Origin of the sequence: Streptomyces sp. NPDC050388 (genome assembly GCF_040655635.1) — a bacterium.
In the GTDB taxonomy this organism is placed as follows: Bacteria; Actinomycetota; Actinomycetes; order Streptomycetales; family Streptomycetaceae; genus Streptomyces.
On sequence record NZ_JBFAKH010000024.1, the window covers coordinates 74752 to 94389 of the forward strand.

The 19638-nt window shown below is 68.8% G+C and carries 20 protein-coding genes and 3 pseudogenes; 15 read left to right on the forward strand and 8 right to left on the reverse strand.

The genetic code is table 11. From position 1 onward, the window contains the following. Positions 1-151: 151 nt before the first annotated feature. Positions 152-1183 (forward strand): helix-turn-helix transcriptional regulator, encoded by a 1032-nt coding sequence (locus tag AB0I73_RS16375; protein ID WP_363037890.1) that lies wholly within the window; start codon positions 152-154, stop codon positions 1181-1183. On the opposite strand, the gene AB0I73_RS16380 is transcribed toward AB0I73_RS16375, so the two are convergent. Both AB0I73_RS16380 and AB0I73_RS16385 read right to left on the reverse strand, forming a co-directional pair. Beyond that, a complete protein-coding gene (locus AB0I73_RS16380) occupies positions 1146-2123 on the reverse strand; it encodes a helix-turn-helix transcriptional regulator (protein WP_363037825.1) in 978 nt (325 codons plus the stop codon). The two genes, AB0I73_RS16375 and AB0I73_RS16380, sit on opposite strands and share 38 nt — an antisense overlap. Continuing rightward, a complete protein-coding gene (locus tag AB0I73_RS16385; protein WP_363037827.1) occupies positions 2120-3157 on the reverse strand; it encodes a helix-turn-helix transcriptional regulator in 1038 nt (345 codons plus the stop codon). The genes AB0I73_RS16380 and AB0I73_RS16385 overlap by 4 nt, the downstream gene beginning before the upstream one ends. Before the next feature lie 253 nt (positions 3158-3410). Here AB0I73_RS16385 and AB0I73_RS16390 point away from each other — a divergent pair, with 253 nt between their 5' ends. The 3 genes from AB0I73_RS16390 to AB0I73_RS16400 all read left to right on the forward strand — a co-directional run bounded on the left by AB0I73_RS16390 (position 3411) and on the right by AB0I73_RS16400 (position 7747). Then, on the forward strand, positions 3411-3746 hold the full coding sequence (locus AB0I73_RS16390; protein WP_363037829.1) for a hypothetical protein: 336 nt from the start codon (positions 3411-3413) through the stop codon (positions 3744-3746). A gap of 704 nt (positions 3747-4450) precedes the next feature. Further along, positions 4451-7048 carry an ATP-dependent chaperone ClpB gene (gene clpB / locus AB0I73_RS16395; protein WP_363037831.1) on the forward strand — a complete coding sequence of 866 codons (2598 nt, stop codon included), beginning with the start codon at positions 4451-4453 and terminating at the stop codon, positions 7046-7048. A 174-nt stretch (positions 7049-7222) separates the two neighbouring features. Continuing rightward, positions 7223-7747: a YbjN domain-containing protein gene (locus AB0I73_RS16400; RefSeq protein ID WP_363037833.1), complete on the forward strand. Its 525-nt coding sequence runs from the start codon at positions 7223-7225 to the stop codon at positions 7745-7747. 120 nt (positions 7748-7867) lie between these two features. On the opposite strand, the gene AB0I73_RS16405 is transcribed toward AB0I73_RS16400, so the two are convergent. Continuing rightward, positions 7868-8944, reverse strand: a complete 1077-nt coding sequence (locus AB0I73_RS16405; RefSeq protein ID WP_363037835.1) for a serine hydrolase domain-containing protein — start codon at positions 8942-8944, stop codon at positions 7868-7870. A 615-nt stretch (positions 8945-9559) separates the two neighbouring features. Between AB0I73_RS16405 and AB0I73_RS16410 the strand changes: the two genes are divergently transcribed. Beyond that, a complete protein-coding gene (locus AB0I73_RS16410; protein WP_363037837.1) occupies positions 9560-10045 on the forward strand; it encodes a prevent-host-death family protein in 486 nt (161 codons plus the stop codon). Continuing rightward, entirely contained in the window at positions 10042-10392 is a 351-nt protein-coding gene (locus tag AB0I73_RS16415) for a hypothetical protein (protein ID WP_109377158.1), read from the forward strand. Before AB0I73_RS16410 ends, AB0I73_RS16415 begins: the two co-directional genes overlap by 4 nt. 99 nt (positions 10393-10491) lie before the next feature. Here AB0I73_RS16415 and AB0I73_RS16420 read toward each other — a convergent pair whose 3' ends face one another. Both AB0I73_RS16420 and AB0I73_RS16425 read right to left on the reverse strand, forming a co-directional pair. Next, on the reverse strand, positions 10492-10764 hold the full coding sequence (locus tag AB0I73_RS16420; protein ID WP_363037839.1) for a hypothetical protein: 273 nt from the start codon (positions 10762-10764) through the stop codon (positions 10492-10494). A gap of 47 nt (positions 10765-10811) precedes the next feature. Then, a pseudogene (locus AB0I73_RS16425) lies at positions 10812-10967 on the reverse strand (aminotransferase); the annotation flags it as partial. A gap of 100 nt (positions 10968-11067) precedes the next feature. Between AB0I73_RS16425 and AB0I73_RS16430 the strand changes: the two are divergent. Next, complete coding sequence (locus AB0I73_RS16430) at positions 11068-11499, forward strand: GNAT family N-acetyltransferase (protein WP_363037841.1); 432 nt, start codon at positions 11068-11070, stop codon at positions 11497-11499. Between the two features lie 83 nt (positions 11500-11582). Then, positions 11583-12476, forward strand: coding sequence for an IS982 family transposase (locus tag AB0I73_RS16435; RefSeq protein ID WP_363037843.1), 894 nt, complete (start codon positions 11583-11585; stop codon positions 12474-12476). Positions 12477-12562: 86 nt separating this feature from the next. Here AB0I73_RS16435 and AB0I73_RS16440 read toward each other — a convergent pair whose 3' ends face one another. Together AB0I73_RS16440 and AB0I73_RS16445 are read right to left on the reverse strand one after the other, a co-directional pair. After that, a complete protein-coding gene (locus tag AB0I73_RS16440) occupies positions 12563-13471 on the reverse strand; it encodes a hypothetical protein (protein ID WP_363037845.1) in 909 nt (302 codons plus the stop codon). Further along, on the reverse strand, positions 13468-13611 hold the full coding sequence (locus AB0I73_RS16445; RefSeq protein ID WP_363037847.1) for a hypothetical protein: 144 nt from the start codon (positions 13609-13611) through the stop codon (positions 13468-13470). Before AB0I73_RS16445 ends, AB0I73_RS16440 begins: the two co-directional genes overlap by 4 nt. Before the next feature lie 114 nt (positions 13612-13725). Between AB0I73_RS16445 and AB0I73_RS16450 the strand changes: the two are divergent. From AB0I73_RS16450 to AB0I73_RS16470, 5 genes and pseudogenes are all read left to right on the forward strand, one after another. Continuing rightward, positions 13726-13995: pseudogene (locus AB0I73_RS16450) on the forward strand (transposase); the annotation flags it as partial. 107 nt (positions 13996-14102) lie between these two features. After that, a pseudogene (locus AB0I73_RS16455) lies at positions 14103-14249 on the forward strand (IS3 family transposase); the annotation flags it as partial. A 95-nt stretch (positions 14250-14344) separates the two neighbouring features. Then, positions 14345-14599, forward strand: coding sequence for a DDE-type integrase/transposase/recombinase (locus AB0I73_RS16460; protein ID WP_363037849.1), 255 nt, complete (start codon positions 14345-14347; stop codon positions 14597-14599). A 26-nt stretch (positions 14600-14625) separates the two neighbouring features. Further along, positions 14626-14871, forward strand: a complete 246-nt coding sequence (locus AB0I73_RS16465) for an integrase core domain-containing protein (RefSeq protein ID WP_363037892.1) — start codon at positions 14626-14628, stop codon at positions 14869-14871. A gap of 151 nt (positions 14872-15022) precedes the next feature. Beyond that, complete coding sequence (locus tag AB0I73_RS16470) at positions 15023-16873, forward strand: DUF262 domain-containing protein (RefSeq protein ID WP_363037851.1); 1851 nt, start codon at positions 15023-15025, stop codon at positions 16871-16873. 231 nt (positions 16874-17104) lie between these two features. On the opposite strand, the gene AB0I73_RS16475 is transcribed toward AB0I73_RS16470, so the two are convergent. Next, positions 17105-18295, reverse strand: a complete 1191-nt coding sequence (locus AB0I73_RS16475; RefSeq protein WP_363037853.1) for a pyridoxal phosphate-dependent aminotransferase — start codon at positions 18293-18295, stop codon at positions 17105-17107. A gap of 139 nt (positions 18296-18434) precedes the next feature. Between AB0I73_RS16475 and AB0I73_RS16480 the strand changes: the two genes are divergently transcribed. Both AB0I73_RS16480 and AB0I73_RS16485 read left to right on the forward strand, forming a co-directional pair. After that, complete coding sequence (locus AB0I73_RS16480) at positions 18435-18689, forward strand: hypothetical protein (protein WP_363037855.1); 255 nt, start codon at positions 18435-18437, stop codon at positions 18687-18689. 378 nt (positions 18690-19067) lie between these two features. Next, positions 19068-19586, forward strand: coding sequence for a DUF2617 family protein (locus AB0I73_RS16485; protein WP_363037857.1), 519 nt, complete (start codon positions 19068-19070; stop codon positions 19584-19586). The last annotated feature ends 52 nt before the right edge of the window (positions 19587-19638 follow it).

A 19638-nucleotide genomic window follows, 5' to 3' on the forward strand; every position in this document is an offset into this window, starting at 1 on the left:
GTGGTTGTGGTGCGACCGCGCGAGGCGGGGAGACAGCGGGGCGTACCGACGCGTATCGGCTGCCGCGCCGACGGGAGCCGTGTTGCGGAGCCGGGTGCGGCCGCGCATAGTGGCGCATCGGAAAGTGGCGGAACCGGGGGTGGGACGGGCGATGGCCGGGCGCGGGACGGACGAGCATCCACATGGTGCTGACCGGCTGTGCGACTCCGGGGACCGCGTGTACTCCCGGGCCGTACGGCGCGGACGGGTGCCGCGCCGGGACGCGGAGCCGGTGCCCTGTCTGCTGGACCTGGCCCTGCTGCACCCGGACCCCGACGACATGGACTGGCTGGTGCCGACCGCCCCGCAGGAGGTCATGACCCGGCTGCTGCGCGGGATGTACGAGGAGGTCGACGCGAGCCGGCGCCGGGTCGGCTCGGTCGTCGCGGCGTTCGAGTGGTACGCCGGCCTGGGCCACCGGGTGCCCGCCTCCCCCTCGGCCGCGGAGGGCCCGGCGATCAGGGTGCTGGACGGACTGGCCCGTATCCAGGCCGCGATGGACGAGGCGACGCAGGCGTGCACCACCGAGGTGCTCACCGTCCAGCCGGGCGGTATCCGGCGCGAGGCGGAGCTGTCGGAGGGGCTGCACCGGGCGACGGCGCTGCGCGGGCGCGGGGTGCGGATGCGGGACCTCTACACGCATGTGGCCCGGCACGGCCAGGGCCTGCACACCTACCTGGAGCTGATGGGCGACGCGGTGGAGGCGCGGACGCTGGACGAGGTGGTCGAGCGGCTGATCCTCTTCGACCGCACGGTCGCCTTCATCCCCGCCAACGCCGAGCGCACGATGGCGCTGGAGCTGCGGCACCCGGCGCTGGTGCTGTACCTGGGCACGGTCTTCGAGCGCCTGTGGCGCCTCGCCATCCCGCTGACCGCCCCGCTGCCCGACACCGGCATCGAGGGCATCTCGCACCGGGAGCGGTCCATCGCGGCGCTGCTGGCGGAGGGGCACCAGGACGCGGTGATCGCGGAACGCCTCGGCATCAGCGTGCGCACCTGCCGGGCGCACATCGCCCGCCTCTCGGAAACCCTGGGCGCGGCCAGCCGCACCCAACTGGGCGTCCGCATCGCACAGGTCGGCCTGGACGACGCGCGCCGGACGGTGGTCACCCCTCCCGGTCGAGGATCCCCGAGCGTGCGATGAGATACCCGAGCTGAGCACGGCTGCCGCTGCCCAGCGTCGTCGCGAGCTTGGCGATGTGCTCGCGGGCGGTGCGGACGTTCATGCCGAGGCGGTCGGCGACGACGGCGTCGGTGTGGCCTTCGACGAGGAGCGCGGCGATGGCGCGCTGACGGGGCGTCACGCCGTTCAGCGTGGGCTGCCTGACCGCCCGGGGGTGCATCGGTGTGGCGAGGCGCCAGAGCCGGTCGAAGGTGGTGGCGAGGTACCCCACGAGCGCCGGGTGACGGACCTCCAGGGCCGAGGTGCGGTCGGCGTCGGCGGGGACGAACACGACGGCGCGGTCGACGACGATGAGGCGTTCGGTGATCTCGTCCAGCGTCCGGGCCTCGACGTCACCCGTCAGCCGTTCGTAGCGGGCGGCGAGCGAGGGCAAGTGGCGCAGGGTGTGCTGGTAGAGGGCGCGGATGCGGCCACCGCGGTCGAGCAGGGCCTGGTCGCGCCGGATCGCGGCCTCGTGGAAGTCCGGCTTGGGGTGTGCGTAGCTCTTGTGCGGTTGGATGGCCAGGAGTTCAGCGGCGTCGGTCATCGCCTCGTCGATGACCCGGCTGATGCGTTCCTTGCCGCTGTGGAGCGTGAGCGGGGGCCTCGTCGGGACACCCTCGTGCCGGCCCGCCCGCAGCAGCGGCTCGAACGCCTCGGCCAGCCGCTCCTCCCGCCGCCGTTCCCCGGCGATCCGGTCCGCCGAGGCCCGCAGGAGCCGGCGCAGGACGATGTGCGGCGCGACGGGCTCCCACCGGCTCGGGTCGTCGAGGGCGGGGTCCAGGAGGCCGAGGGCGACGAGGCGCGCCGCCTCGTCGGTCCTGTCGGCGGGTAAGCGCCCCTGACGCAGTGCGCGGGCGTACAGGTCCAGGTCCCCCTCGCACGGCTCCGCCGGTGCGTCGTCGTGCGCGTTCCCGTTCATGCGTGGCCCGCTCCCCGGCTCGGCTTCTCCTGCTGGAGGATCCCCGACTGGGCGATGAGGTAGCCCAGCTGGGCGCGGCTGCCGCTGCCGAGGGTGGCGGCGAGTTTGGCGATGTGGGCGCGGCAGGTGCGGACGTTCATGCCGAGACGCCGGGCGATGGCCTCGTCGACATGGCCCTCGATGAGGAGCTTGGCGATGGAGTGCTGGATGTCGGTGATGCCGCCGGGAGCGGTCTCGTAGGGCGCTCCGGCGGTCAGCGGCACCGACCGGCTCCACATGAACTCGAACATCTTGATGAGGTACCGGACGAGCCCCGGCTGGCGGAGTTCCAGCGCGACCTGCTGGTCGTCGCGGGCGGGGATGAAGGCCACGGACTCGTCGCACACGATGAGGCGCTCGACCACCTCGTCGATCGTGCGGTACTCCACCCTGCCGTTGGCGAGCTGCTCCACGTAGGCCCGCTTCTCCGGGCTGTAGCGGGCGGTGTGCTGGTACAGCGTCCGGATCCGCACGCCCCGCTCGATGAGGGGCTTGTCCCGCTCCAGGCCCTGGATGAGGCTCCGCTCGGAGAAGCGGTCGTCGCTCGGCTGGATGGTGATCATCTCGGTCCGGCACTGCGAGGTCGCCAGGTTGAGGGCGTCGTTGATCCGCCCGCTCCCCTCGAGCACGGTGATCGAGCGGTCGGTGGTCACCACCTGGGTGCCCAGGGCCATGAACGGCTCGAACACGTCCGTGAGCCGGATCGAGAGCCGTCGGCGTTCGGCGATGTCACGCTCGATGGGATGCAGTCGTTGGGCCAGGGCGATCGCCGGCGGCACGGGGCGCAGCCAGCCCTTGTCGTCCGGATCGGGGTGGAGAAGGGCGAGTTCCATCAGGCAGGGGGCGGCCTCCGCCTCCTCGCGCGAGACTCTCCCCCCACGCAGGGCGTTGGCATAAAGTCGGCTGCCTGGCTCACACAGTTCGGTCACCGCATGGGGATGCGCCGCATCTGTCTGATTTGCCACTGAATATCCACCCCTCAGGGTCCTGAACATGCAGGAACATGATGCACCGATTGTGTGGCCATGATGTGTTCGAATGAGCCATCGTCTTACTTGACGGGGGACTGAGGAGACTTACACGTGAGGACGAAGCCGACTATGCGCAAGAGACTGCTTCGCTCGGTGCTCGCTGCCGCCCTCTCAGCCGTTGCGGCCTTCGGAGCGCTGAGCGGTTATTCCGACGCAAAGGGTGACACGACTGCCGACAGTCACTGGCCGTCGATCGTCGTGGACTCGGGGCGCTGAAGTGACCACTCCACCCGACGACCGGTCTTTTCGCAGGGAGATGGCGACCGCCTACCGATCCGGTTGGCACTTCATCGACCTGGTCACCGCCATCCCCCACAGCGGTGATTCGCTGATGGTGACCGTGTTCGGTGAACCGGTCGTCGTCACGCGGGACGAGGACGGAGACGTACGGGCGTACCGGTGCCTGCGGCGCCCTCGGGGGGCGCCGCAGCCCGTGCGGTGTGCCATCCGGTACGGAATGATCTTTGTGAACCTGGACCAGCGGGACCATGAGCAGGTGGAGTCCGACTCCTCTGCCCGCCGGACCATCTCGGCCACCCCCCGCAGTGCCTGACGCGATTCCCCCGTCGTAAAAGATCGCGCAGGTGCTTCCCCCCGCAGTGGCGTCACCGTGACCTGAACACGGTGACGCCACTGCAGTTTTCGGGGATTTCTCCGGATGTGGGCGGGATCGAGCGATGGCCGAAACCGGCCGTCCGACCGTACCGACTCCCACCACGGCCTCACCCCTGCCTTCTCGCGCGTGTGAGCGTGCCCTCCATGATCCCCCGCACCGCCGGTTCGGGCGAGGGTGGCGTCCCGCCCGGATCGAGCGACGGTGGCGTTCCGTCCGCGGCGCTCCGGTCCCGCCGCGCGCCCCCGGGCCCCCGGCCCGTGTCGCCCCGTCGTCGGCCACCGGCCGTCCTCCTGTTCCCGGGGCCCGTTCTGTTCCCCGGGCCCCTCTCGGCCCGGGTGGTCACGTCCGGCCGGCGCCCCGCGCCTCCCGTCCCACGCTTCTCGCCTCTCCTCTCGCGCCGCTGCCCCAGCGGTCCCCCCGTCCGTCGACGGCGTGCACGGGGGCGTGGCCGTGCCGGAAGGCGGGAGGTCGGGGAGGTCTGAGGGATCAGGGAAGCGGGAACAGGGACCCGTCGACCCTCCCGTCACCACCTTGAGTGGAATAGACTCAAGTTTGTGTACGCTGACCGAGTCAGCCAGGCCGGGCTGCCGAGCCGGCCATGAGGGCCGCTGTACGGTCGTCGCAAGGAGGAGAACGCGAACGTGGACGCCGAGCTGACCAACCGGAGCCGGGACGCGATCAACGCCGCCGGAAACCGGGCCGTAACCGAGGGGCACCCCGACCTCACCCCCGCCCATCTGCTCCTCGCCCTGCTGCAGGGCCAGGACAACGAGAACATCACGGACCTGCTCGCCGCGGTCGACGCCGACCAGGCGGCCGTACGGGCCGGAGCCGAGCGCGTCCTCGCCGGCCTGCCGAGCGTCACCGGGTCCACCGTCGCGCCGCCCCAGCCGAACCGCGAACTGCTCGCCGTCATCGCCGACGCCCAGTCCCGCGCGCGGGACCTGGGGGACGAGTACCTCTCCACCGAGCACCTGCTCCTGGGCGTCGCCGCGAAGGGCGGCGCCGCCGGCGAGGTGCTGACGGGGCAGGGCGCCACCGCGAAGAAGTTGCAGGATGCCTTTCAGCAGGCGAGAGGAGCGCGCCGGGTGACGACAGCCGACCCGGAGGGCCAGTACAAGGCCCTGGAGAAGTTCGGGACCGACCTCACGGAATCCGCCCGCGAGGGCCGGCTCGACCCGGTCATCGGGCGGGACCAGGAGATCCGGCGGGTCGTGCAGGTGCTGTCCCGCCGCACCAAGAACAACCCCGTCCTCATCGGTGAGCCCGGCGTCGGCAAGACCGCCGTCGTCGAGGGGCTCGCCCAGCGGATCGTCAAGGGCGACGTGCCCGAGTCGCTGAAGGACAAGCGGCTCGTCGCGCTCGACCTGGGGGCGATGGTCGCCGGGGCCAAGTACCGCGGCGAGTTCGAGGAGCGGCTGAAGACCGTCCTCGCGGAGATCAAGGAATCCGACGGGCAGATCATCACCTTCATCGACGAGCTGCACACGGTGGTCGGCGCCGGGGCCGGCGGCGACTCCGCCATGGACGCCGGCAACATGCTCAAGCCGATGCTCGCCCGCGGTGAGCTGCGCATGGTCGGCGCCACCACCCTCGACGAGTACCGCGAGCGGATCGAGAAGGACCCGGCGCTCGAGCGGCGCTTCCAGCAGGTGCTGGTCGCCGAACCGTCCGTCGAGGACTCCATCGCCATCCTGCGCGGCCTGAAGGGCCGCTACGAGGCCCACCACAAGGTGCAGATCGCCGACAGCGCCCTGGTCGCGGCGGCGACCCTCTCCGACCGCTACATCACCTCCCGCTTCCTGCCCGACAAGGCCATCGACCTCGTCGACGAGGCGGCTTCCCGGCTCCGGATGGAGATCGACTCCTCGCCCGTCGAGATCGACGAACTCCAGCGCGCCGTCGACCGGTTGAGGATGGAGGAGCTGGCGATCGGCAAGGAGACCGACGCCGCCTCCCGAGAGCGCCTGGAGAAGCTGCGCCGCGACCTCGCCGACAAGGAGGAGGAACTGCGCCACCTCACCGCCCGCTGGGAGAAGGAGAAGCAGTCCCTCAACCGCGTCGGCGAGCTGAAGGAGAAGCTGGACGACCTGCGCGGCCAGGCCGAACGGGCCCAGCGCGAAGGCGACTTCGACACCGCCTCCAAGCTCCTCTACGGCGAGATCCCGGCCCTGGAACGCGACCTGGAGGCCGCTTCCGAGGCCGAGGAGGAGGTCACCAAGGACACCATGGTCAAGGAGGAGGTCGGCTCCGACGACATCGCCGACGTCGTCGCCTCCTGGACCGGCATTCCCGCCGGCCGCCTGCTGGAGGGCGAGACGCAGAAGCTGCTGCGCATGGAGGAGGAGCTGGGCAAGCGGCTCATCGGCCAGCTCGAGGCCGTACGGGCGGTGTCCGACGCCGTGCGCCGCAGCCGCGCCGGAATCGCCGACCCGGACCGGCCCACCGGCTCCTTCCTCTTCCTCGGCCCCACCGGCGTCGGCAAGACCGAACTGGCCAAGGCGCTCGCCGACTTCCTCTTCGACGACGAGCGGGCGATGGTCCGCATCGACATGTCGGAGTACAGCGAGAAGCACAGCGTGGCCCGCCTGGTCGGCGCCCCGCCCGGTTACGTCGGCTACGAGGAGGGCGGCCAGCTCACCGAGGCCGTGCGCCGCCGCCCGTACAGCGTGGTGCTGCTGGACGAGGTGGAGAAGGCCCACCACGAGGTCTTCGACATCCTGCTCCAGGTCCTCGACGACGGACGGCTCACCGACGGCCAGGGCCGCACGGTCGACTTCCGCAACACGATCCTGGTGCTCACGTCCAACCTGGGCAGCCAGTTCCTGGTCGACCCGATCAGCACCGAGGAGCAGAAGAAGGAACAGGTCCTGGAAGTGGTCCGGTCCTCCTTCAAGCCGGAGTTCCTCAACCGGCTCGACGACCTGGTCGTCTTCTCCGCGCTGACCAAGGCCGAGCTGGAGCGCATCGCCGCACTGCAGCTCGACCGGCTGGGCCGACGCCTCGCCGAACGCCGGCTCACCCTGGACATCACCCCCGAAGCGCTGGCCTGGCTGGCGGAGGAGGGCATGGATCCGGCCTACGGCGCCCGTCCGCTGCGCCGACTGGTGCAGACCGCCATCGGGGACCGGCTCGCCAAGGAGATCCTCTCCGGCGAGATCAAGGACGGCGACACGGTCCGCGTGGACCGCTTCGGCGAGGGCCTCCTGGTGGGCCCGGCCACGGGCAAGACGCTGTAGTACCCCCGGGCGACGGTCTCCGTGGTCGACGAGATGTGATCACGGAGACCGGATCATGGCCGAAGCCCATCGGCCAGGCAGGTTGCCCGGCACGGGCCAAGAGAGAGAGGGTGGGGAGTACGTCTGGTCCCACATCCACGGCCGGACGCCAGACGACCGCAGGAGTGTCCCAGCATGTCCATCGACCCGTCCTCGATTCCCAATTTCGGGGGCCAGCCCGAGCCGCAGCCCCAAGGACCGGCGGGCCCCGTCGTCCCGGATCAGGACCTCGTGAAGCAGCTCCTCGACCAGATGGAGCTCAAGTACGTCGTCGACGACGAGGGTGACCTCGCGGCGCCGTGGGAGCAGTTCCGCACCTACTTCATGTTCCGTGGGGAGGGCGACCAGCAGATCTTCTCCGTGCGGACCTTCTACGACCGCCCGCACCAGATCGAGGAGAAGCAGCATCTGCTCGAGTCGATCGACGACTGGAACCGCCGCACTCTGTGGCCCAAGGTCTACACCCACACCCACGACGACGGCACCGTCCGTCTCATCGGTGAGGCCCAGATGTTGATCGGCATGGGCGTCAGCCTGGAGCACTTCGTCTCCTCGACGGTCAGCTGGGTGCGGGCCGCGATCGAGTTCGACAAGTGGCTCGTCGAGCAGCTGGGCCTGGAGCAGGAGATCAACGACGCGGAGAAGCCCGACGACGAGTAGGGAGCCCTTTTCCCGCTCTTCCCGCGCGTACGCGTGAAGGAGCCCGGCTCCGGAGCGACCCCACGGTCACCCGGGGCCGGGCTCCTCCGTTTCCCCCACGGACCCGCCGTCCGGTGCTTCTCACCCGGAGCCGCAGAGGGCGCGGTCGACGAGGTCACGCAGGATGTCCTCCTGGCGGGCCGCCGTGTCCGGGTCTCCCGGGCGGCTGTGCGTGGAGACGGTGATGCTGCGACGGCCGTCCGTCGTGGTGGCGGCCCGGACGAGGTAGCCGAATCCGCTTCCCCCGTGACCGAGGTGACCGCCGCCGCAGGACAAGGGCGTGAAGAACAGCCCCAGGCCGCTTCGGGTGCCCGCGGGGTGACCGCTGTCCCGAGGCACCGGGACGGTGGTCCGCATGGCGGAGAGGGTGGCGGGTCCCAGCAGCCGTCCGCGGGTCAGGGCGGTGAAGAAGCGGTTGAGGTCGCGGGCCGTGCCGGTCATCGCTCCGTCGGCCCCGAGGTCGAAGGGCCGGTAGGGGATCGTGGTGTCGACCATCGGACCGTCCGGGGTGAACTGCTGGTGGTTGGCCGCGTGCGGCTGCGGCAGGAAGGGCCGGGTGCCGGGGATGTCCGTGTGCCGCAGCCCGAGGGGGCGCAGGACGCGGTCGCGGACCTCCTGCTCCCAGGAGCGGCCGGTGACCTTCTCGATGATCATCCCGGCGAGGACGTAGTTCGTGTTGGAGTACCCCCAGCCCGTCCCCGGTGGGAAGGCGGGCTCGTGGCGCACGGCCAGGGCGACCAGCTGGGCGGGCCGGTAGGCGTGCCACCGACGGGCGTAGTACGTCTCGGCGCTCGGGTCGGGGTACACGTCGGCCGTGTAGTCGTGCAGTCCGCTGGTGTGCTGCAGCAGGTCGCGGAGCGTGATCGTACGACCGTCGTTGCCGGCGCCGGTCACCACTCCGGGCAGTAATCGCTCCACCGTCCGGTCGAGCGACAGTCGCCCCTCGTCCACCAGCTGCAGCACGACGGTCGCGACGAACGTCTTGGTGACACTGCCCAGACGCAGATGGCCGTCCTCGGGAACCGGGCGGCCGCTGACCAGGTCCCCCACACCGGAGCGGGCGGTGACGGTCCCCCGGGGTGTCTCCAGGCGGACCGAGACCCCCGTGACCCCGGCATCGCGCAGCGCGTCGGCGTCCTGCTGCACGGACCGGTCCACGGCGGAAGGGCCCGGCGCGGGTGGCGAGGCCGCGGCGGACGGAACGGCCGACACGGCAGCGCCAGAACGGCGGCGGACAACGACGATCGACGAAGAACCATGCCCCGAGGCTAGGAACAGCCCGCCCCGCCGCCTATCCGGCCGGCCCCCCGCCGCATCGGATGCCACCGGGATGGACAGTGCCCGGAAGAAACCAGAACCGTGCTCGCCCGGTTCCCGGGGACATCGAAAAGTGTCCGGCAACGCACCCCCTACGGGCTTCGCCCAGCGCTGCCCCACCGCCTGCAGCCGGGAGGCCGCCTCTTCCCACACGCTCTTCTGCTTGCAGAAGGCGAAGCGGATGTACGGGGCGCCTGCCTTCCGATGGTCGTAGAAGACCGAGGTGGGGATGGCGACGACGCCGGCGCGTTCCGGGAGAACGAGGCAGAAGGCTTCGCCCTCGGTCTCGCCCAGGGGGCGGATGTCGGTTCAGGCGCCGGTGCCCCTGGCGGGAGAGCACCACGGGGGAGCAGCGGCGTCGGAGGAACGGGGCCTGTCCCCAGCAGCAGGGTATCCGTCCGTGCTTCCGCATCTTTCGCGGTGGAAGTCAGATTGCACTCAGAGTATGGTCTGAGTATGGCTATCGCGCACCTGTCGTCCGAATCAGAAGCCGTCACGTTCACAGACCTGTCCCGGAACCCGAAGGCCGTGGCAGCCAGGGCTGCTGCTCTGGGATGTCTGCGTGTCACGCACCGGGACGCGCCCGACATGGTGCTGACCACGGCCATACACGCGGAGCGCACCGAGGAGAACCTGACAACTGCGTCCCGACTGTTCCTGGCTCTGATGAAACAGGCGGACGGCGCCAGGTCGCTTCTGCTTGCGCTGCCCGAGGTGTTCCCGTGGGTGCGTCACCTGGACGACGAAGAGGTCCGGGAATTCACCATTGAGCTCATGGACGCGCTGTCCGATGCCGCTGAACTGGGTGCCAGGGAGGCTGTGCACCGAGCAATCGTCTCGTGGCGGGCAACTGCCCGTATCAACGCCGATCCTGACCAGCTCAGGGCAGCACTCCGCCCGCTCGGTGACGTGGACTTGGGCCCGGTCGAGGTGCACGAGTGAGCCCCAAGAAGGGCGACCGGGTGAGCGTCCCACCGCTGAGTGGCTGGAACGTCATCCATGGAACGACGGAGGCGGCAACCGGTTGGGAGGAGCTGTGCCGGGTGGCGCTGCCGAACGCGCATCGCTGTCTGGAAGCCCTTCGCGCAGACCCGTTGTCGCGTGCCAACTGGAACCGTCAACACCAGCTTCGCGGCAGACATGCGACCAAGGAATGGAAGGGCTCCGAACTGGAGCAGTGGGAGTACGAGATCACCAGCGGCGGCCGGGTCCGCTATCTGGTCAGCCCGGAGACCTCGACCGTGATCCTGGTGTACGCCTCCACGCGACACCCGAAGGACACTGAATAGCCTCCAGTGCTTCGCGCTTGCCGGAAGGCGGAGTGATACCGGGCGGCCCTGCCTGACGCCCACCGACGACGGGCTCTGCACCGTAAAGCCCCAACGTGCTCAACCCCGGCCCGTATCCGGCAGCATCGCGTCCGCGATGCCGAGCGGAACCGACTCCAGCCCGGTGGTCTCGGCGAGAGCTGAACGGAGCGCCGCTCGGAAATGGTCGACGCCAAGTGCCCGCGCGGCGATCAAGGCCAGAGTTGTAATGTCCACGTCGCACACGTCCGCGGACGCGGCACCGTTGAACCACAGCCGCTTGTTCGCCATCGCCAAGTCGACCGCCGTGCTGTACCGCTGCGCCATCGTGCGGAGATGACCGATGACGATCACTGCTGCTCCGATCCTCGGCCATGCGCGCCGCGTAATCAGCCGAGAGCCCGCATGTCCTCGCGGAAGGCGGCGAAGTACGACTCCGGCAGCGCCAGCGCCTCGGCGACCGCGTACTGGAAGGGGCCCGCGGAGACGTAGGTCAGGAACTGCTTGGCCGAGCGGACCGCCGTCACCAGCGCGGGCGTGCCCGTCACCCAGCCGACTCCTAGACGAGTCATTCCGAAGTGATCGTGATGAGTCTTGTCGATGCCCCAAGGAGCTAATCGATGGCCCCGGGGCGTCCTGGTCTGCTTATATGCGGCTATGGCTACTGATCTTTCAGCTTCCTACGACATATCCACTGACTCAACTCGTCTCGACCGTGCAGTCATTCACCGGTGGCTTTCAGAAGATTCGTACTGGGCCCTGGGCCGGTCCCGGGAGAAGCAAGACGTGGCCATGGCCAACTCGTTGAACTTTGGGGTCTATGACAGCGCCACCGGCGTTCAGCTCGGTTACGCCCGTGTGGTTACCGACAAGGCCACGTTCGCGTGGCTGTGTGACGTCTACATTGCTCGTGGCAGCCGGGGTAAAGGTCTGGGGCATGCTCTGGTTGCTGCTGCCTGCGAGCATCTCGAGCCCTATGGGCTGCGCCGTGTGATGCTGGCCACTGCTGACGCACACGCGATCTACGCCAAGGTGGGCTTCGCGTCACTCGAGAAGCCGGAGACGTGGATGACACTCGGCGCACAGTAAGGGGCGTAGCTGGTGCTGCCTGTCTGATGCCTTTCGTCATGCAGGCGGCGCGGCGATGCAGGCAGGGCGCCCAAGATCGTTGTGTGACGAACAACCTGGACACCTTGCTGACCGCGCTGTACGTGAAGATCGACGACGAGATCGGAGATACCCGATGGCTGGGCCGGTCGCCCCGGCTGACGGACTCCGAGCTTGTGTGCCTCGCCCTCGCGCAGGCACTGCTGGGCTTCACCTCGGAGTCGCGGTGGTTGCGGTTCGTGGACTCACGGCTGGGTGTGATGTTCCCGTACGTGCCCAGGCAGCCGGGTTGGAACAAGCGACTGAGGGCCGCGTTGCCACTGGTCAAGAAGGCAATACGGCTGCTGGCCGTCGATACGGACTTCTGGTTCGACAACCACTGGATCGTCGACTCCACACCGGTGGAGTGCGGTCGCTCGCGTCCGACGGTGAAGCGGTCGGACATGGCCGGCTGGGCCGGATACGGGTACTGCGCCAGCCACAGCCGGTTCTTCTGGGGGCTGCGTCTGTTCCTGGTGTGTACCCCGGCCGGGGTGCCGATCCTGTGGGCGCTGGCGAACCCGAAGATCGACGAGCGCGAGGTGCTGACCGCGATGCTGGACCGCGAGCCGGAAGCGGTTACGGACCGGCCAGGGCTGCTGGTGATATCGGACAAGGGCTTCGCCTCCAAGGAGTTCGAGGCCGATCTGGCCTTCCGTGGAGCCGAGTTGCTGCGACCAACGTTCAAACGCGAGAAGAGGCGCGAGGGCGAAAGCCTCCTCAAGACGGTGCGGCAGCTGATCGAGTCGGTCAACGACACCCTCAAGGGCCAGCTCGACCTGGAACAGCATGGCGGCCGCACCTTCGAAGGTGTCGCCGTTCGCGTCGCTCAGCGCATCCTCGCGATGGCCGCCGCGATCTGGCACAACCACAAGACCAGCCAGCCCGTCACGCGATCCTTGATCGTTTACGACCACTGATCACATCGGAATGACTCGTCTAGTTCGCACACTCATTTGCATGTCGCGCAACAGGCCCACCAGGGGTAATTCCAGCAGGCGATCGCTCAATTCTGTGGGACTTCCTCGATCACGGTCTCTCCGAAGCGCCACGAGCCCCGATTGCCGACCGCCTCTGCGCGCAGGCCCATCTCCCAGGCGATCCGGGCTGCCTGCTGCTGCGTCACGTCGGGGTACTCCCCGGGGTGCACCTTGATGTAATCGCGGCGGTCGGCGGGGTACGTGCGCAGGGCCTCGCGCAGCTTCTCCTCCTGCTCCTCCTGCGTGGAGTGGTCGCCGGTGACGGTCTTGTACGCCTTCCGTGCGCCGCCCGGTCGTTTCTGCGCGTCCCGGCGTCTCGCGGCGTCCGACCCGCGCCAAGTCATCCAGCCGACGGAGCCGAGCGCGGCGAGGGCAAGCGCCCCCGCGCCGAGCTGCTCAGCAGTGGCGTCCGCCTGGCCCGGGGTCCGGGGGCGGAGTTCACCCTCGGGATCCTCGATCACCGTCAGCACCTGGCCGACGTCGTAGAGGTCGGACGTCGTTTCCATCTCGGGCCCTGGGACGCGTGTGCCGTCCTGCCGCTCCAGCGTGTAGTAGGAGTGGCGGCCCTTGCGTCCCTGGGCCGGGTCGAGTCGTTCCTTCACCACCGTGGCTGTGACTTTCTCGCCGCGCTGCTGCAGGGCGAGGTCGTCGCGCGCCATGCCGATGACGTACACGGACATCGCAGACGTGATCACGATGAACAGTGCCGCGTACGTGCTCGACTCCCTGGCCCCCAGTTTCCGGATGAGCACGATGAGCAGCGTTCCGTGCACAATCCACAGGGAAACCTGGAGGGCCGGCCCGAAGCCGTCCGACAGGAGGAACATCCCTGCGGTCACGGCGAACACGTAGCAGCCGATGCCGCCGGCCAGCAGGGCGGGATATCGGGTGCGCCTCTTGCGCGCCTCGTCCTCTGCCTGGGCACCGCCGCTCATGCTGGTTTCTCCGTTCCTACGGCATCCGGACCCTCGGTCTCTGGGGTGTTCTCCCCGTGCGGTTCGTCCGTCGAGACCGACTTCATGATGCCGCTGAGCACATCGAGGTATTCACTCCGGTGTTCGATGTCCTCGGTCATGAAGGCGAAGAGGGCTGGGCTTGATCCGCTTTGACGGACATCCGAGATCAGGGGGCTGAGCCCCCGGAAGGATGATGTCCATCATGGAGAGCATGGGGGAAGAAGTCTCGCCGTGCGTTCACGCCGGAGTTCAAGGCCGAGATCGTCGAGCTGTGCCGGCGAGGTGACCGCTCGATAGGCCAGGTCGCCAAGGGCTTCGACCTGACCGAGACCGCGGTGCGGGACCGGGTGAAGCAGGCCGAGGTCGATGCCGGCGAGCGGGATGGCCTGACCAGCGACGAGCGCGAGGAACTCGCGCGGCTACGCAGGGAGAACCGCCGTCCGCGCGAGGACGTCGACAACCTCAAGCGGGCCACGGCTTCCTTCGCGAAGGAGACCCGGTGACGGTGCGTCCGCTCATCGAGGCGGAGAAGCAGGGCGGCCACAACGTCAAACGGGCGTGTGAGCTGCTGAAGGTCTCCCGTGCCGCCTTCTACGCCCGCCGCACTGCCGTGCCCGGCCCTCGCGCAGCGCGCGACGCGGAGCTGACCGAGAAGATCACCGAGGTCCACACGCGCTCGCGCGGCAGCTACGGAGCCCCCCGTCTCCACGCCGCGCTCCACAAGGACGGTGAGCAGTGCGGCCATCGCCGGGTCGCACGGCTATGCGCCAGGCCGACCTCGAAGGCCGACACCGCAGACGACGCCGGCGCACCACGGCCCCTGACCCACAGGCCGCTACACGGCCCGGCCTGGTGGTACGGAACTTCCAGCCCGACCCGACAGCCCGCGACGTGCGCTGGTGCGGCGACATCACCTTCATGCCGCCCGAGGAGGGCTGGCTCTACCTGGCCACCGTCATCGACATCGCCTCCCGTCGCGTCGTCGGCTGGGCCCCTGCGGACCACTTGCGGACCGAACTGGTCGCCGACGCGCTGCGGGCCGCCTGCAAGACCCGACGTCCGGACGGGCCCGGTGATCTTCCACTCCGACCGCAGCTGTCAACCTGAGTTCAACCAGTCGTGAATTCGCCGACCTGGCACAGGAGTTCGACGTCAGACTATCGGTCGGCCGGACCGGGCAGTGCTGGGACAACGCCCTTGTCGGATCGTTCTTCGCCACGTTGAAACGGGAACTGAGCGAGGAGCGGTCGTGGCCGAACCGGTCCGCTGTCCGCACTGCGATCTCCGAGTGGATCGAGAGCTGGCACAACATACGAAGGCTGCGCAGCAGCCTCGGCTACCGCCGTCCCGCCGAGTACGAAACCATCCTCGCGGCCTGACCACCACACCAAGGGCGTCTGTCAAGGCGGAATCCCACCATCCGCCAGTGTTCCGCGCTGTCTCCCTGCTGAATTTCACGGATCAGGCCAATGAGCTGTAGGGAAGATCGCTACGGTAATAACCTGGGCGTGAGGGAGGAGACCTCAATCCATGAGAGCGGACACGGTCGACCTGCGGCGGATCTTCGGCAGGGATGTTCGTTACACGGTGCCGCTGTTCCAGAGGCCGTACGTCTGGAACCGGGACGACAACTGGTCGGCCCTGTGGGAGGACATCCGCCGCACCGTCGAGCGGGCCGAGCAAGCGGCTCTGACCGGGGAGACGGTGGCGCCGCACTTTCTCGGCGCGGTTGTCTTCGATGAGACCCCGTACCTTTCGTCGAGCCTGGAGACTCGGCAGGTCATCGACGGTCAGCAGCGTTTGACAACACTGCAGTTGTTCCTGTTCGCGGCCCGCCTGTCGGCGGCGGCTCTCAACCACGAGCGTTCCGTACGACTGCTGAGTAAGTTCCTGGAGAACGACGAGGACCTGTTCGACCGCGCTCAGCACCCCGACCACCTCTACAAGGTCTGGCCGACCAACGCGGACCGTGACGAGTTCCGCACGGTCATGCTCGGCCAGGGAGGGACAGGACGGCTCGCCGAAGCCGTCACCTACTTTCAGCAGGAGATCAACACATGGCTGGCCGAAGCTGCTGAGCCGCACGAGCGGCTGGGGATGCTGGTGCAGGCGCTTCGGGAACAGCTACGTTTGGTCATCATCGACTTGGAAGAGCACGACGACGCGCAGGTCGTCTTCGAAACGCTGAACAGTCGCGGTACACCGCTGGAGCACGCGGACCTGATCAAGAACCTGCTGTTCCGCAACGCCGAACGTGCCGGCGCGGACGTCGACCGGCTCTACAAAACGTACTGGGCGCCCTTCGACCAGGACGAATGGCGCATGGAACAGACGACCGGCCGCATTACGCGAAGCCGCCTCGACGTGTTCCTGACGTACTGGCTCACGATGCGTACGCAGCGCGAGTTCACCGCCTCCTCCCTGTTCAAGGAGTTCGAGCGCTGGCTGCTCTCGTCCGCCGTCCCTACGGAGGATGTCTTTGCCGAGCTGGCGCGATACGCCGAGATCTATGACCTCATCGACGACCATCCGCTGCACGGAGTCGAGGGTCGGTTCCTGTATCGGATGAAGGTCCTTCAGACCTCCACTCCGATGCCCCTGCTCCTCTTCCTCTATGGCCTGGACGAGTCTGTGCTGCCGCTGGAGCGTCGTCGACAGGCGATCCGCGCCATCGACAGCTACCTCGTTCGCCGGGCGCTGCTGAATCTCAGCAACCGCGACTACAACAACGTGTTCCGTGACCTGGTCACGGCCGCAGCCCGGCAACCCGACCACGCGGACGAAGCCGTCATCAAGGCTCTCTCCGCAATGCAGGGCGCCCACCGTCATTGGCCAAGCGACTCCGAGTTCCGTGGCTCGTTGGAACAGGACCCCATCTACTCCCGCCTGTATCGCCGCGGCGTACGCATCCTCCTGGAAGCGCTGGAGGACGAGCTGCGCACCGACCACACTGAACAGCTCACCGTCCCCGTCGGGGAGCAGGCCGGTGCGAAGTTGACCATCGAGCACGTCATGCCGCAGAGCTGGCGCGACAACTGGCCACCCCTCGAGGACGATCCATCCGAAGGAGCCGACCGCGACGAACTGGTTCACACACTCGGCAACCTGACCCTGGTCACCGCCCGTCTGAACCCCACTCTGGGCAACATGGCCTGGGAGGACAAGCGGCAGTGGCTCAGCAAGCACAGTTTGCTCCGGCTCACCCACGGCACCCTGCTCAGTGCTCCACCGAACACTGACATCAGCGACTGGGCCACCATCTGGGACGAGCATCGAATCCGCACGCGGGGCATGTACCTCGCCTCACTGTCCTTGGGTATCTGGCCGCATGCCGACGATCTGCGTGCCGGCTCGTTGTCTTCCGAGCACAACGACGAGTGACACTCACGATCAGCATTTTCATGCGAATTTGCTGATGCGATACATGTGTGCGGGTGCAGCCACCGCGCTGCCGGTTCACCGCTTGGGAGAAATCTGGGAGAAGTTCTTCTCCCAGAGCCCCCGTCGGGCCATTCCAGACCACCCGAGACCAACCCGTTGACCTGTGCAAACATCACCCGGAGCAGGTCAGGATGTCGCCCGAACCTCATTCGGGACGAAGGGGACGTGATTTCAGAGCGAGAGGTGTCGCAGGCGGCCGGCGGCCTCGGTGAGGACGTCGTCCTTCTTGCAGAAGGCGAAGCGGACCTGGCTGCGGCCGGCTTCCGGGTCGTCGTAGAAGACGGAGTTGGGGACGGCGACGACGCCGCAGCGTTCGGGGAGGGCGCGGCAGAAGGCGTAGGCGTCCTTCTCGCCGAAGGGGGCGATGTCGGTGGTGATGAAGTACGTGCCCCGGGGTTGGTGGACCTCGAAGCCGGCGGCGCGCAGGCCGTCGCCGAGCAGGTCGCGCTTGCGCTGGTGGTCGGCGCGGAAGGCGTCGAAGTACGCCTCCGGCAGGGCGAGGGCCTCGGCGACCGCGTACTGGAAGGGGCCCGCGCTGACATAGGTCAGGTACTGCTTGGCCGAGCGGACCGCCGTGACGAGCGCGGGCGTGCCCGTCACCCAGCCGACCTTCCAGCCGGTGAACGAGAACGTCTTGCCCGCGCTGGAGATGGTCACCGTGCGCTCCCGCATGCCCGGGAAGGTCGCCAGCGGTACGTGTGCGGCGTCGTCGAAGACCAGGTGCTCGTACACCTCGTCGGTGACCACCAGCAGGTCGCGCTCCACCGCCAGCGCGGCGATCGCGGACAGCTCCTCGCGGGTGAGGACGGTGCCGGTCGGGTTGTGCGGGGTGTTGATCAGCAGCAGGCGGGTGCGGTCGGTGACGGCGTCGCGCAGCTCGTCGAGGTCGAGGCGGAAGCGGCCCTCGCGCGGGCGCAGGGTGACCGGCACGCGCAGGGCGCCCGCCATGGCGACGCAGGCCGCGTAGGAGTCGTAGTACGGCTCCAGGGCGATCACCTCGTCGCCGGGTTCCAGCAGCGCGAGCAGCGCGGCGGCGATCGCCTCGGTGGCGCCCGCGGTGACCAGGACCTCCGTGTCGGGGTCGAGGGACAGGCCGTAGCGGCGCCGCTGGTGCGCGGCGATCGCGGTGCGCAGCTCGGGGACGCCGGGGCCGGGCGGGTACTGGTTGCCCCGGCCGTCCCGCAGCGCCCGCACCGCCGCCTCCCTGATCTCCTCGGGGCCGTCGGTGTCGGGGAAGCCCTGGCCGAGGTTGATGGAACCGGTCCGCAGGGCCAGGGCGGACATCTCCGCGAAGATCGTGGTTCCGAACTCGGCGAGCCGGCGGTTCAGGAGGGGGCGCGCGCTGGAGGTCATGCCGGTCATCCTGCGCCGAACCTCTGGAGTTCCTCAAGTCTGCTTTGGCCCGCGCGGGCAGCGGGCATCTCCCGTCCACACGCGTGAGCGAGGCACCCACGGGGGGCTGCTTCGGGGGATTCACGGGGGACGAAAGGACGGTGGCGCCATGGTCATCGGCATCACCTTGGTTCTGCTCTTCGCGCTGCTCTTCGTGCTGTACAAGGCGTTCGCGGTGGCACCGGCGCGCCCTCCCGGCCGCCGGGCGGGGGCGTCCGGGCGGCGGCGCGGCAGTTGGTGGGCCGGCGAGGGAGGGGGGAGTTCCGGCGGGGCGTCCTGCGGGAGCGACTCGTCCTCCGGCGGTTCGTCCTGCGGGGGCGGGTCGTCGTGCGGGGGCGGCGGCGGATGCGGTGGAGGCAGCTGACGGGGGGCGGCTCGCCTCTGTACGGGGATGACGCGTCCGCGACGGTGGGGTCCGCGCCTGGGGCGGGCCCCACCGTGCTGTGCACCCGCGTGTACGCCCGCGTGTGCGCCAGGTGTGTGTCAGGAGTGCGCTGGGTTGAACAGGTGATCTGGAGGGCCCCCGAGGGGATGTAAAGCCCACGAAGTTGGGTAAAAAAGCTGTGGCAGCACCACAGTTCGTGATTCCCTCTAAATCACCGACACAGCCCTCGGACTTCCTGCGGATCCCCTTTCCGACCGGCCGACCGGGCTGACGGGCCGAACTCCCCGGCGTGATCGGGGTGCGACGGTTCCCCATCTCCCTCTCCTGCCCCTCCTTGTCCGCTTGCGGAGCCGATTCATGCTCACGACTCTGACCACCTCCTACACCGACACGCGCGCGGCCGACCTCGCCTGGGCCCTGGGGCGCGAGCCGCTTCCCGCGCTGGCCACGCTCGACCTCGAACTGACCGGGGCCAAGGTCCAGTTGAGGCTTCTCGGCGCGTCCCACCAGGTGCTGCTGGAAGAGGATCGGGGGATCTGCTCGGAGACGGTGGCCTGCCTTCCGGGCAGCAGTACGCCCCTTCCGCTGGGCGTCGCCGAACAGGTGGGCGACTGGGAGTACGAGTTCGCCGCCCATGTGGAGATGCTCTCCCCCGGCTCCTTCGGGGGGCGCGCACAGGAGTTGCTCGCCCTGGTCTCCGACCATCCGCACGGTCTCGCCGGGGTGTTCCCCGGGAGTCCGCACGCGTTCACCGCGATGCTCGCCCAGCGCCACGAGAACCATGTCCACTGGCGGACCTGGCACGCCTATCCCCAGGACGGCCAGTTGGTGACGACCCGGACGAGGGTGGGCGTACGGGTGAGGGAAACCGTGTGAGGACCACGGGGCGGGCACCGCCAGCGGTAAACAAACACCACACGTGTGGGTG